This window comes from Catelliglobosispora koreensis DSM 44566, from assembly GCF_000379685.1.
In the GTDB taxonomy this organism is placed as follows: domain Bacteria; phylum Actinomycetota; class Actinomycetes; order Mycobacteriales; family Micromonosporaceae; genus Catelliglobosispora; species Catelliglobosispora koreensis.
Genome location: NZ_KB903256.1, coordinates 105,626 through 118,815, shown reverse-complemented (window position 1 = coordinate 118,815; position 13,190 = coordinate 105,626). Strand labels below are relative to the sequence as shown.

Sequence of the window (13,190 nt, the reverse complement as noted above, 5' to 3'; positions counted from 1 at the left end):
AACGCCAGATCTTCGCCTGCCCCTACCATGTCGGCATGGCGCTGCTCAGCGGAGCCGCCGTCGCTTTCAGCGGAGAAGGCGCGGGCGAAGGCCCCCTCTCCTGGGGCCAGCAGGAAATGTGGACCTCGATGACGCGGTATGGCCATGCCATGCCCGTCGGCGGGATCAAGGCGCTGCCGCCGGGAACCACGGTCGAGGACATCGCCGATGAACTTCGCTACCTCATGAGCCGGTACGCCGTGATGCGCACCCGCTTGCGTTTCCTGCCCGACGGGACGGTCCGTCAAGTTGTCGCGGCCGAAGGCGAGATCGTGCTCGAGATCGTCAACGCCGACGACGCCGAGCAAGCGGCGCAGGAGACCGAGGCCCGCTATCGCGAAACGCCTTTTGACTACGGTGTGGACTGGCCGGTCCGCATGGCGGTGATCCAGCGTCGCGGCGTGCTCACGCACATGGTCGTCATCATGCATCACCTGGCCATGGACGGGTTCAGCGCGCGCATCATGATGACTGAGGTCGCGGCGCGCGAGACGGCCCCGATCACGGGGATGGACCCGCTCGCCCAAGCGCACTGGCAGCAGTCAGCGGCCGGGCAACGGCAAAACGAAGCCGCGCTCAGATATCTTGAGTCCACTCTGGACACGATGCCGGAGCCGTTTCCACAGGCGCTTGGCAGGCCGGCCCAGCCGCGGATCTGGGAAGGCAGCCTGCACTCGCTCGCCTTGTATGGAGCGATTCAAGCGATCTGCGCGCACACCGGGTCCGAGCCAGCGCCGGTCATGCTGACCGCCTACGCGATGGCGATAGCTCGCGTGACCGGACAGTCAAGCGTGGTGCTGCGGCCGGTGGTAAGCAACAGGTTCCGGCCCGGACTCGCCGATGTCGTCTGCCCGCTGACGCAGCCGGGGATCTGTGTGCTCGACGTTGGTGGCGTCCCGTTTCCTGAAGCGCTGCGCCGCACCGAACGCTCCGCCATGAGGGCTTATAAGCACGCCTACTGCGATCCCGTCGCCGCGCGCAAAGTGGCTGAGGGCCGCGACCCGGACTCGTTCTTCAACGACCGCCGGGTCATGCACCGGCCCGCTGGACGCGCGCCGTTGCCGGAGCAGATCCGGGAAGCGTTGCCCCACACCGCTTTCGAGTGGTCCGGCGGGCGCGACGACCCGTCGGCTCGCCTTTTCGTTCAGATCGAGGACGTTCCTGACACGACAGTGGTCAGCGTCGTGACCGACACCGCCTATCTGCCACGCGCTGACACAGAGGCCTTGCTGCGCGAGATGGAGTCGGTCGCCGTCGATGCCGCTATGCGGGGGTTTGCCGCCTGATCAGGAAAAGGCCGAGCTTCCTGTGCGCGAACAGTTGGTGCGCGGAGCAGAATAGGCACTATGACCATTGTGATAGCTGGCGCTTCCCTGGCAGGCGTGAACGCGGCCGAAACGCTTCGCTCCGAGGGGTTCACTGGGCCGATCGTGATGATCGGGTCCGAACCGGATCTTCCTTACGAGCGGCCGCCACTGTCCAAGGGATACCTTCTCGGCAGCGACGAGCTTGACTCGGTTTTCGTTCATCCGGCCCAGTGGTATCAGGACCAGGATATCGAGCTGCGGCTGAGCACGACCGTGACCGCCATCGATCCGGCTGGCAAGACGGTGACCGTTGACGATGGCGCCCAGATCGGCTACTCCAAGCTCCTGCTCGCGACCGGTGCCCGGCCCAGGCGGCTCGATCTGGCCGGCAACGTCTTCTATCTGCGCGATGTGCGCGACAGCCAGCGGCTGAAGGCGGCGCTGCAGCTCGGCGCGCATGTGGCCGTCATCGGGGCGGGGTGGATCGGGCTAGAGGTCGCCGCGGCCGCGCGCTCACACGGATGCCAGGTGACCGTGATCGAGATGGACTCGCTGCCCCTGCGCAAGGTGCTCGGTGACGAGGTCGCCACGATCTACCGCGACCTGCACACCTCACATGGCGTGACGTTCCACTTCGGACGGTCGGTCGCGGGTTCTGGTGAGAACGCCATCACGCTCGACGATGGCACGATCATCCCGGCCGGTGTCATCGTCGTTGGTGTCGGCATCCAGCCGAACACCGAACTCGCCTCAGACGCGGGGCTGGCGGTCGACAACGGCGTCGTTGTCTCCTCATCGCTGGTCACCTCAGACCCAGACATTTTCGCCTGCGGTGATATCGCCAATTGGGAACACCCTTTATTGGGTACGCGTATCCGCGTGGAGCACTGGGAAAACGCCCGCCAGAGCGGACAGCTGGTGGCCCGTTCCCTGCTCGGCCAAGACGTCGCCTACGACTGGATTCCCTACTTCTATTCAGATCAATACGACGCCGGGATGGAATACTCCGGCTGGACTGGCGACGGCTACGAGGAAGTCGTGTTCCGGGGCTCGGCCGAGGCACGTGAGTTCATCGCGTTCTGGCTCAAGGAAGGCCGGGTCGTGGCGGGCATGAACGTCAACGTCTGGGACGTCCAAGACGACATCCGCGCGCTCATCGCCGCCTCGGCCCGTGGCCTGACCGTCTCGGCCGCCGATCTGGCCAATCCTGAGGTGGCTCTGTTGTCTTTGCGCGAAGCGGGTTCCGCCTAGGTAGGGTCGCGTGTATGAAGCGGCAACAGGTATCGGCTTGGATTGACGCTTACGAACGGGCGTGGCGGGCGGAGGGGACAGACGCGTTAGCGGAGATCTTCACCGAAGACGCGGTTTACTCGCAGGGGCCCTATCTCGAGCCACACCACGGGCTTAAAGAGATCGCCGTCATGTGGGAGGAGACGCGCGACGGGCCGGGCGAAGTGTTCCGGATGACGCACGAGGTGATCGCTGTCGACGGTGACATGGCGGTGGCCCGCGTCGAGGTCTGGTATGGCGAGCCGGTCCGGCACGAGTTTCGCGACCTGTGGGTGATGAGCTTCGCCGAAGACGGCCGCTGCCGTGCCTATGAGGAGTGGCCGTTCGCGCCGGGACAGCCTATCTCGGCTGTTTGAGGATTGTTCAGGCGTTCTGCGGGGTACCGTGCCGATATGGCTTCTAGGAGGACGCTATGACGATCCCGGTTGGACCGGCGGCTGACCCGGGTCTGGGTAAGGCGATGGTGACCGTGGCTAGCTACCCGGACTATGAGGCGGCACAACGGGCCGTTGACTTCCTGTCGGATAACAAGTTCCCGGTGGAGCACACCGCGATCGTGGGCACCGGGCTCAGCCTGGTCGAAAACGTGCTGGGCCGGATGACGACGGGCAAGGCGGCTCTGGCCGGCCTGGCCAGCGGCGCCTGGTTCGGTTTGTTCATCGGTTTGCTGCTCAGCATTTTCACGCCACGGCACTGGCTGGCACCCATTCTCACCGGTCTGCTGATCGGTGCGGTGTGGGGCGCGATCTTCGGCGCGATCGCCCATGCGGCGACCCGCGGGAGGCGGGATTTCACCTCCCGCAGCTCGCTGCAGGCGACGGAATACGCGGTCAGTGTGGAGACCGGGCATGCCGAGCAGGCACGTCAGCTGCTCACCAAGCTGAATTGGCAAGCAAGCGGGGCACAATAGAAGCTGAATGTCCCAGCCCGGTCAGGAGTCTGGCCGGGCGGGAGTTCTTTTCCGCTTCGGGATAGCGTCTCGTGAGCTGATGCCATTTGAGGACGCCCGCCATCCAATCGCGATGGTGGGCCACATAGCCTTCTAGCGTTTTCACGCCCTGGCTGTCCAATGCGAACTCTTCGGCCAGCGCGTCCAGCTCGGTCGCGGCGACGTGTTCAAACTGGCGAATGCGGGCCGTCATCAGGTCATTGGCTATCGCGATCGCCTGTTTTGGTGTGCTGCCAAGGAAGTTTTCGATGACGAGAACCGCGTTGTTTAGCTCGCCCTCAACCTCGATCTCCTTCTGATAGGAAAAGATGTCGTTGATAAGGCAGCTGTAGTCGGAGGCGGAACTGTCCAAACTAGACACTGTCCGCGTTTGGAACAGCTCATCCGGCAAGGCGATGCCCTGGGTCAGCCGTGACAGGCTGAGGGTGAAGTTCGCGCCAAATGTCTTGCGGCGCATCTCCAGGTAGTCGACCGGATCGGGAATCCGGTTCTGCATATGGTTAGCCAGCTCCCACAGCCAGCTGTCCGTCATCTCGACGATGACCTCGCGGAACCGCTGCCGCATCTGCGGCGTCATGGAGACAGTCGTGCGCCGCCATAGATCGGCCAGTCCGGTTTCGACGGCGTTGAGCGGTGGCGGCACCGGCTCGCCGGTCAGTGGAAGGAACAACGGGATCCGGTCGACGAACAGCTTCGCCCCGGCGTAGTCACGCCGCTCGCCGAAGAGAGCCGGGAAATAGTCGTCGGCATAGGTGCCCCACGTCAGCCACTGCGTGCTGAGGTCCAGCTCGTCTGGCGTGGCCGCCCAGTGGATGATCGACGCGCACAGGGCGAAGTCGAAGCCGGCCAGCATGTCCCGGGTCCAGATGACGTTGTCGATAAAGCCGACCCGAGCCGACCATTCGAGCGTGTTCACCCGGGCGCGGTGCAGATGCGGGCTGATCTGTGAGCTGTATGGCATGTAGAACGCCGGCAACTCGGTCGGCCCGACTTGATGCGGCACATGCGCGTGTGCCTGGAACCTTCTGGCCGTCGCGAGCGTGAGTCCAATATGGACCTCAGGATCGGCTTCCTTGTTCATATAGCGGCTCGACCGCATGTGCCATTCGTGGCCGCCGCTCTGCCAGTCCTGCAAGCCTTTGGCATAGCTCAGCACAGCGGCGCACTCACCGGGCGTCAGGCCGTGTTCGGCGAACAGCGGCGGCAGCTCGGTAAAGGTGGTGTTCTCAAACTGCTGCAGCCGTGAGGTCAGCGAGTTGTTGACCGTCTCGGCTGCTTGCTGAGTGCCGCAATCCAGAAACCGTTCCACCACGAGGACTCCGTTGTTGACCTCTCCCTCCTGTTCCGTCTCACGCTGATAGGAGAACAGGTCGTTGCGCAGGTGCACGCCGTCGGAGAAACAGTCGCGCAGCACGCGCAGCGGCCGGGTTAGCGCGACGCGAGCGGGCACCTCAGCGGTCACGAATTCCACCAGTCCGGCCGACCATGGCGCGCCACCGACCCGGCGGCGCATCTCGATGTATTCGACGGGATTGGGAATCCGGTTGCCGCTGATGTTGGCCAGCTCCCACAGACAGTCTTCGAGCAACTGCTGGGTGCTCAAAGCGAACCGTTCCCGCCAGGCTCCGGTCATATACGGCACGGTCCGCTCCCACAGATCGGCGAGCCCGTGCTCGATCTGGTTTTCCGGCTCCGGATAGGAGCGTTGCTCACCTAACGGCATGAACGCGCGCAAGCGATAGAGATAGTCGCGCGCGCCGGGCCAGTCGCCGGTGCGTTTGTAGTGCTCCAGAAAGTGGTCGTCAAAGAAGAAAACCCATACATACCAATCCGTGACGAGGTCCAGCTGGCTAGCGTCGGCGTCGGGGTGGGTGTAGGCGCACAGCAGCGCGTAGTCATGGGCATCAAAGGTCGCCTCGTCCCAGATCCCGGAGCCTTCGATCATCGTCATTTCCCGTGCCCATGCCTTGGAGTGCACACGTGCTTGCTCCAGATGTGGGTTGAGCCGGGCTGGGTGCGGTAGGTAGAAAGCGGGCAGCTGGAATGGCTGAGAATTCCCCATATAGGACATATATCCCATCTGCCGTCATAAAGCTAGGGCGATCATGCCCAGGGGTGGATTTGCTTGGCGCGCCTTAATTCTTGCTGATCTCATGAGCCGCAGCGGTGACAAATCACCCGATTTGCTACATCGAGATTGGACGGTGCATCATGACCATCACCCAGAACACCGAAGCTGAACTGGAGCGTGAGGACGCTGAGTCCAAATCGCTGAGCCTCAGCACCGCCGCCGCCAAGAATCTGGCGACGACGACGAAGACCGTCCCGCAAATGCAGGAGATCACCAACCGGTGGTTGTTGCGGGTGCTTCCGTGGGTGCAGGTCACAGGCGGGACCTACCGGGTCAACCGCCGCCTCAGCTATGCGGTTGGCGACGGGCTGGTGAGCTTTACCAATGTCGGGGCACAGGTCCGGGTTGTCGCACCGGAACTGTGCGAACTACCGCAGCTGCGTGGCTTCGACGATATGGATGCGCTCGAAGCCCTGGCACAAAGGTTCACCCAAACCGAATTCGCCGCTGGTGAAACAATCGCGACCGCTGGGCAGGAAGCAGACAAGCTCTATCTCCTGGCACACGGCAAGGCCGACAAGATAGGCATCAGCCGGTTCGGCAACGAGGCCGTGCTCGGCGTGCTCGCCGACGGAAACTTCTTCGGCGAACGGATTCTCGTCGAGGACGGGCAGACGTGGGACTACAGCGTGCGCGCGGCCACGAAGTGCATCGTGCTGACGCTCACGCGGGCGGCCCTGCTGGAGGTGGCGGGCAACGCGGAAAGCCTGGGCGAGCATTTGAGCCGGGTGCGGGCTCACCGGGTACCCAAGCAAAATAAGCATGGGGAAGCGGAGATCGCGCTGGCTTCGGGGCATGCCGGGGAAGTCGCCCTGCCAGGCACTTTTGTCGACTATGAACTCTCGCCAAGGGAGTATGAGCTTAGCGTCGCGCAAACCGTGCTGCGGGTGCACACGCGCGTGGCCGACCTCTACAACCACCCGATGAACCAGATCGAACAACAACTGCGGCTGACCGTCGAGGCGCTGCGGGAGCGGCAAGAGTACGAGATGATTAACAACCGCGAGTTTGGCTTGCTGCACAACGCGGATCTCAAGCAGCGCATCCACACCCGCACCGGCCCGCCGACGCCCGACGACATGGACGAGTTGCTTAGCCGCCGGCGCAGCACGCATGTCTTGCTGGCGCATCCGAAAGCCATCGCCGCGTTCGGCCGCGAGTGCACCAAACGTGGTGTCCTGCCGCCGATGATTGACTACGCCGGTCACCATGTGCCGTCGTGGCGGGGCGTGCCGCTGCTGCCGTGCTCGAAGCTTCTTGTGAGCGAGGCCCAGACGACCTCGATCATCGCGATGCGCGTGGGGGAGGACGACCAGGGAGTCGTTGGGCTGCAACAAACAGGACTGCCCGATGAGTACGAGCCTGGCCTGTCCGTGCGGTTCATGGGAATCAATGAGCAGGCGATCATCAATTATCTGGTCAGCGCCTACTACTCGGCGGCGGTGCTCGTGCCCGACGCGCTCGGTGTGCTGGAAAACGTTGAGCTGGGCCACTTCCATGACTGACCTCGCCGCCGCCCTCCTCCTGGAGCGGGGCCGCGAGGTGACGGAGCCCGCGCTCAGGCGGGCCACGGACAGCCTTCCCGGCTCGATCCGGCACATCGCGGGTTATCACTTCGGGTGGTGGGACAAGTTCGGCAACCCGTCGGTCACGAGCAACGGCAAGGCTTTGCGCCCGACGCTCGTGCTGCTGGCCGCGGAAGCCGCGGGCGGGAGCGCGGCGGTGGCGACGCCCGCGGCGGTGGCGGTCGAACTCGTGCACAACTTCTCGCTCATCCACGACGACGTCATGGATGGCGACGAGACCCGCCGGCACCGGCCGACGGTGTGGAAGGTGTTTGGCCCCGGGCCGGCGATCCTGGCCGGAGACGCTTTGCTGACGCTCGCCTTCGACGTGCTGGCGCTCAGCGGGCATCCCCGGGTCGCCGAAGCGTCCAAAGTGCTCAATGCCGCGGTCGTGGAGCTGATCGAGGGTCAGGCCGAAGACCTGGCTTTCGAAGAGCGCGAACGCGTTTCGCTGAAGGAATGCTTTCAGATGGCGCGGCACAAGACCGCCGCGTTGCTGGAATGCAGTGCCACGCTGGGTGCCATCTTTGGCGGGGCGAGCCTGGAAGTCGCGGCATCGCTGCGCGCCTTCGCTGGCGATCTCGGCTTGGCATTCCAGGTCGTCGACGATCTGCTGGGGATCTGGGGCGATCCGGCGAGCACAGGCAAGCCGGTGCACTCAGACTTGCGCAGCCGCAAGAAGTCTCTGCCGGTCGTGGCGGCGATGACGTCTGGCACCGAAGCGGGCCGCAAACTCGCGGCCGCCTATGGCGGTGACGAGGACGCGGCTGTCCTGGCCGGGCTCGTGGAGGCGGCGGGCGCGCGGGATTGGTGCCTCGCGCAGGCTGACGTCTTGACCGACAGGGCACTGTCAGCGCTGCCCCGCGATCCGGCCTTCCGTGCGCTGGCCGAGCTGGCCCGGCTGATGACGGCACGGGATCACTGATGTCCAGACTGGCTCTCGTGCTGGCTCTGCTGCTGCCGCCCGCGGTGGCGCCGACAGCGGAACCTCTGTGCCGCAATGGTTTCTACCTGGTCCAGGAACGAGAGCTGGTCCGCTTCGACGAGCGTGGAGACCGGCACCTGCCGGTGTCGTCATTGCCAGCTCAAGTCAACGCTCTGGCCTACTTGCCGAAGGAGGAGATGTTCTTTGGCGTGGCCGGCAAACGGTTCGTCACCATCACGTCAGCGGGTGAGCTGACAGACCGCGGGCCGGTCCCGCAAGACCTTGAAGGTGCTTATGCCGCCGCGACTCTCGGCGAGCATTGGATCGTCCAAGGTGGACACAGCATTGTCACACTCGAAGTTCCCTCGCTGACGGCGGTGGCGACGGTGCCACTGTCTCCGGACTTCGAGCTCGGTGACTGGGATGTCAACCCGGACGACAAGATGCTTTATGGGGTCACGGCAGGGCGGCAGCCGCAGCTGATCCAGATCGACCCGCGATCTGGGGCGGTGAAGGAGATCGCGGCACCGGCTGGCCTTCCGCCAGGCAGCAGCTATGGTGCCGTGGCTATCGATCTGTACGGGACGCTGCAGGTGCTGCACAACAGCACGGGACGGATTTTCCGGGTGCCACTGGCGGATCCGTCCCGTGCGACCTCAGTCTTGTCTGGCTTCAAGGCTTTTCACGCTGACGCGGCGTCTTGCCCGGCAGCCTTCGATCTCGGAAACGATCCGGAAAGCGACGCGCGCCATAGCCTGACGACCTTTGGAACCCTGAGCATTGGTGCCTCGGCTGGAACCGATGACGGGCTCGGCGCGCCACCAACGATCGAGGCTGCGGCGAATTCGCTGTCGGTGGAAGTGAAGGTGGTCAACACCACCGGGCAGCCCGCCCTCCTCGCCGGGTGGCACGACCTGAACCATGACGGCCAGTTCACGGTAGCTGAGCGGACCATGGTTACCGTCTCGGCTGAGGCGGCGGTGACGCTGACGTGGCAACAGCTCGAAGTTAACACCGCACGTGACGAATCGCGTTTGCGGCTAAGGCTTTTCGGCTCTGTGAACGCCGATCCACAGCCACACGGGTTCGCCTCCGGCGGTGAGGTCGAGGACTATCCACTCACGGTTCGCTGGCCCGAGCCGAGGCCATATGAGCCACCGCCTGCGTCACCGTCACCTGAACCGTCGTTGGTGCCACCACCTCCGCCGGTTGAGGAGCCGATGGAGGCGATGCCGGAGGTGCCGAAGCCTCCCGAACGCAAACGGATTCCCTTGACGCTAACGCTTTTCGCGGGACTGCTGGTGCCCGCGGTAACCGTCGCCGCGCGCGGTGGAAGGAAGGGAGCGCGATGAACGTCATGCTCGCGGGCGGCTTGGTGTGTATGGGCGCCGCCATGGTTTCGGCCGCCGGGTTCGTGCTTGTGTCGCGGCTCATCCCGGAACGCTGGCTCGCGGCCGACTCTGACGCGGCCAGTGCCCTCTACGCGACGATCGGCATGGTCTACGCCATCCTGATCGCGCTGGCCGCCATCGCCGTGTGGGAGCCGCGCAGCGCCGCCGCGGGCAGCACCGAACAGGAAGCGGCCACTCTCGCCGAGGCCTACTGGGTCGCCAACGGCCTCGAAGCTCCCGACAAGAGCAACATCCAGAACCTCATCCATGGGTACTTGGAGGAAGCGTCCACAGACGAGTGGGAAAACCTTGCGGTCCATCAGGAACCGGGCGCGCGGGCGGCGGAGCTTTTCGCGCGGCTGCGCCGGTCGGCCGACACCGTTGACACCACAACCGACCGTGCGCAGAACGCCCAGCAGCAGTTGTCCAGCTACCTCAGCCAGGCCGCTTCGGCCCGTCTCGCGCGCGTTGGTGCCGCGGGCGAAGGTATGCCGGACTTGCTGTGGTGGGTGCTGATCCTGGGCGGCCTCGTGAGCGTGGGCTTCCTCTACCTGTTCGGCTTGGAGACGACCTTCCCGAATGGACTGATGATGGCGATCGTCGGCGGAATGATCGCGCTCATGCTGTTCGTGCTCTACCAGGTCGAGTTCCCGTTCAGCCGCGCCTTCGCGGTCGGGCCGGAGGCGCTGGAGTCGGCGCTGGCACAGCTGCACTGACCGTTGGAGAGCGGTTTCCGCGAAGATCACGGCTAATGGCGTACGCGATGAGAAATTTTTATTGCTGTCTCCGGCAACAAATCCGTGGTCAGGCGATATCTGCCTTAACACGTTTGAAACTTGGCGTGGCGAATGTCTTGACAGAGGACTCTGAGCGAACGAATCTCTTCCATGGGAGAGCGCTCACCGAAAGGCAAGCGCAGGCCAGCACGTCCGCCCGTGGTAATGCCGATGCCATGGGCGGACGCGCGGTCGCCTGCCACCCCTCTGACATGGAGATGACATGCGCCTCGCTCCCTCCCTTGCGGCTCCCGGCCGCAGGCGTGGGCTGGCGGCCGCGGCGAGCATGACGGCATTGTTGCTGCTCATCGGTTACGTAATCGCCTCACAGCCCGCTAGCGCCGCTCCTTCGCTTATCTCGCAAGGCAAACCAGCCACGGCGTCGTCCGTGGAAAACGGTGGGACGCCCGCGTCCGCCGCTGTGGACGGTGACAATGGCACGCGCTGGTCGAGCCTGTTCACCGATCCACAGTGGATTCAGGTCGACTTGGGTGACACCGCAACTTTGAGCCAGGTGGTGTTGCGCTGGGAAGGCGCCTACGCCACCGCGTTTCAGATTCAGGTTTCCGGCTCCGCGAGCGGACCGTGGACGAACATCTACTCAACGACGACCGGCACCGGAGGCGTGCAAACGCTGAACGTCACCGGATCGGGCCGGTTCGTGCGGATGAATGGCACGGCGAGGGCGACCGGATGGGGCTATTCCCTTTGGGAGTTCCAGGTTTTCGGGGAGTTCGCCTCCAACCCGGGGACGTGTAACCCCGTGAACGCGGCGCAGGGCAAGCCGGCGGCGGCATCGTCCGTGCAAGGTGCCGGTTTCCCGGCAACGGCCGCGTTTGATGGCAGCACCGGCACCCGCTGGTCGAGCCTGGCCTCCGATCCACAGTGGATACAGGTCGACCTCGGCTCGAGGCAGACCGTCTGCGGCGTCACGCTGCAGTGGGAAGCGGCTTACGGCAGGGCGTTCCAGATTCAGGTCGCCGACGCCGCGAGCGGACCGTGGACGGCCATCTATTCGACAACAAGTTCCACGGGCGGGACGCAAGCGCTTAGCGTGAGTGGCTCCGGGCGATACGTGCGCATGTATGGCACGACTCGTGGCACCGGTTATGGTTACTCACTTTGGGAGTTTGCGGTGCGAACGGGCGGTGGCCCTGTGGGCGGCGGGGACCTCGGGCCCAACGTCATCGTGTTCGATCCCTCGATGAGCGGAGCGACGATCCAGGCACGTGTGGATGAGGTCTTCGCCCAGATGGAGTCGAACCAGTTTGGCCAGGAGCGCTATCAATTCCTGTTCAAGCCGGGCACCTACAGCGGTTTCAACGCCCAGATCGGTTTCTACACCTCGATTTCCGGGCTCGGCCTCAATCCTGGTGATGTGCGCATCAATGGTGACATCACTGTGGACGCGGGCTGGTTCGGCGGCAACGCGACGCAAAACTTCTGGCGCTCAGCCGAAAACCTGTCCGTCTACCCGTCGGCTGGGTTCACCCGATGGGCCGTCTCGCAGGCTGCGCCGTTTCGCCGCATGGACATTCACGGCGACCTGAACCTCGCCCCGAACGGCTATGGCTGGGCTAGCGGTGGCTTCATCGCCGACAGCCGCGTGGCCGGGACGGTCGGTCCCTACTCACAGCAGCAGTGGTTCACTCGCGACAGCCAGATCGGTGGCTGGACCAACGGCGTGTGGAACATGGTGTTCTCCGGAGTGCAAGGGGCGCCCGCCAACGGCTTCCCCGAACCGGTTTACACGACGCTGCCGACAACACCGCTCAGCCGGGAAAAGCCTTACCTCTACCTGGATGCGGGCGGAAACTACCGGGTCTTCGTGCCCTCAGCACGCACCAACTCCGCTGGGACGACGTGGACTGGTGGCGCGACGGCGGGAACGTCCTTGCCGCTAAGCGACTTCTTCATCGCCAAGCCGTCACACACCGCCGCGGAGATGAACGCCGCGCTGGCGAGTGGGCTGAACCTGTTGTTCACGCCAGGTCTCTACCACATCAACCAGACGATCAACGTCACCCGGCCCAACACGGTTGTGCTCGGGCTGGGCTATGCCACGCTGATCCCGGACAATGGCGTGATCCCGATGCAGGTGTCCGATGTAGACGGTGTTCGCATCGCCAGCGTGCTCTTCGACGCGGGACCGGTGAACTCGCCGGTGCTGCTGCGGGTCGGGCCGGCCGGATCGTCAGCGTCACACGCGGCCAACCCCACATCGCTGCACGATGTGTTCTTCCGCATCGGCGGGGCAAACGTGGGCAAGGCGGCGGTGAGCCTGGAAGTCAACAGTCACAACACGTTAATCGACCACATCTGGGCCTGGCGTGGTGACCACGGAAGTGGCATCGGCTGGGACGTGAACACGGCTGACACCGGGCTCATCGTCAATGGCAACAACGTGACCGGGCTCGGGTTATTTGTCGAGCACTACCAGAAGTACCAGCTGATCTGGAACGGTCAGGGCGGCAAGGTCATCTTCTTCCAGAACGAGATGCCCTACGATCCGCCCACGCAAGCCGCCTGGCGCACGGGACAGAACGGTTACGCCGCCTACAAGGTGGCCGACAGCGTGACGTCACACGAAGCCTGGGGGCTTGGCGCCTACTGCTACTTCAACGTCAACCCCTCGATCGTGGCGGCTCGTGGATTCGAGACGCCGGTCAACCCGAACGTGAAGTTCCACAGCCTGCTCACGGTTTCCCTGGGCGGCAACGGAGTCATCACGAATGTCATCAACACGACCGGTGCCCCGGCTCAGGGGACAGCCACGATTCCAAGCAAGGTAACGAGCTTCCCATGACCTTGCTGGTG

The 13,190-nt window shown here is 64.3% G+C and carries 10 protein-coding genes; 9 read left to right on the top strand and 1 reads right to left on the bottom strand.

The genetic code is table 11. The annotated features are described in order from the left end of the window. The first annotated feature begins 35 nt into the window (after window positions 1-35). From A3E1_RS40740 to A3E1_RS0117370, 4 genes are read left to right on the top strand one after another with little or no spacing between them, the layout of a single operon-like run. Complete coding sequence (locus A3E1_RS40740; RefSeq protein WP_020522071.1) at window positions 36-1,325, top strand: condensation domain-containing protein; 1,290 nt, start codon at window positions 36-38, stop codon at window positions 1,323-1,325. 60 nt (window positions 1,326-1,385) lie between these two features. Then, window positions 1,386-2,597: an NAD(P)/FAD-dependent oxidoreductase gene (locus tag A3E1_RS0117380; protein ID WP_020522070.1), complete on the top strand. Its 1,212-nt coding sequence runs from the start codon at window positions 1,386-1,388 to the stop codon at window positions 2,595-2,597. A 14-nt stretch (window positions 2,598-2,611) separates the two neighbouring features. After that, complete coding sequence (locus tag A3E1_RS0117375) at window positions 2,612-2,992, top strand: YybH family protein (RefSeq protein ID WP_020522069.1); 381 nt, start codon at window positions 2,612-2,614, stop codon at window positions 2,990-2,992. 56 nt (window positions 2,993-3,048) lie between these two features. Beyond that, entirely contained in the window at window positions 3,049-3,546 is a 498-nt protein-coding gene (locus A3E1_RS0117370; protein ID WP_020522068.1) for a general stress protein, read from the top strand. Here the strand turns inward: A3E1_RS0117370 and A3E1_RS0117365 are convergent. Next, window positions 3,509-5,647, bottom strand: coding sequence for a terpene synthase family protein (locus tag A3E1_RS0117365; protein WP_040391036.1), 2,139 nt, complete (start codon window positions 5,645-5,647; stop codon window positions 3,509-3,511). The two genes, A3E1_RS0117370 and A3E1_RS0117365, sit on opposite strands and share 38 nt — an antisense overlap. A gap of 149 nt (window positions 5,648-5,796) precedes the next feature. Between A3E1_RS0117365 and A3E1_RS0117360 the strand changes: the two genes are divergently transcribed. The 5 genes from A3E1_RS0117360 to A3E1_RS0117340 all read left to right on the top strand — a co-directional run bounded on the left by A3E1_RS0117360 (window position 5,797) and on the right by A3E1_RS0117340 (window position 13,179). After that, window positions 5,797-7,221, top strand: coding sequence for a family 2B encapsulin nanocompartment shell protein (locus A3E1_RS0117360; RefSeq protein ID WP_020522066.1), 1,425 nt, complete (start codon window positions 5,797-5,799; stop codon window positions 7,219-7,221). After that, window positions 7,214-8,206 (top strand): polyprenyl synthetase family protein, encoded by a 993-nt coding sequence (locus A3E1_RS0117355; protein WP_020522065.1) that lies wholly within the window; start codon window positions 7,214-7,216, stop codon window positions 8,204-8,206. Before A3E1_RS0117360 ends, A3E1_RS0117355 begins: the two co-directional genes overlap by 8 nt. Then, window positions 8,206-9,558 (top strand): DUF6923 family protein, encoded by a 1,353-nt coding sequence (locus tag A3E1_RS47965; protein WP_020522064.1) that lies wholly within the window; start codon window positions 8,206-8,208, stop codon window positions 9,556-9,558. Before A3E1_RS0117355 ends, A3E1_RS47965 begins: the two co-directional genes overlap by 1 nt. Beyond that, window positions 9,555-10,313: a bestrophin-like domain gene (locus A3E1_RS44840; RefSeq protein WP_020522063.1), complete on the top strand. Its 759-nt coding sequence runs from the start codon at window positions 9,555-9,557 to the stop codon at window positions 10,311-10,313. The genes A3E1_RS47965 and A3E1_RS44840 overlap by 4 nt, the downstream gene beginning before the upstream one ends. A 283-nt stretch (window positions 10,314-10,596) precedes the next feature. Further along, window positions 10,597-13,179 (top strand): discoidin domain-containing protein, encoded by a 2,583-nt coding sequence (locus A3E1_RS0117340; RefSeq protein ID WP_020522062.1) that lies wholly within the window; start codon window positions 10,597-10,599, stop codon window positions 13,177-13,179. Window positions 13,180-13,190 lie beyond the last annotated feature (11 nt).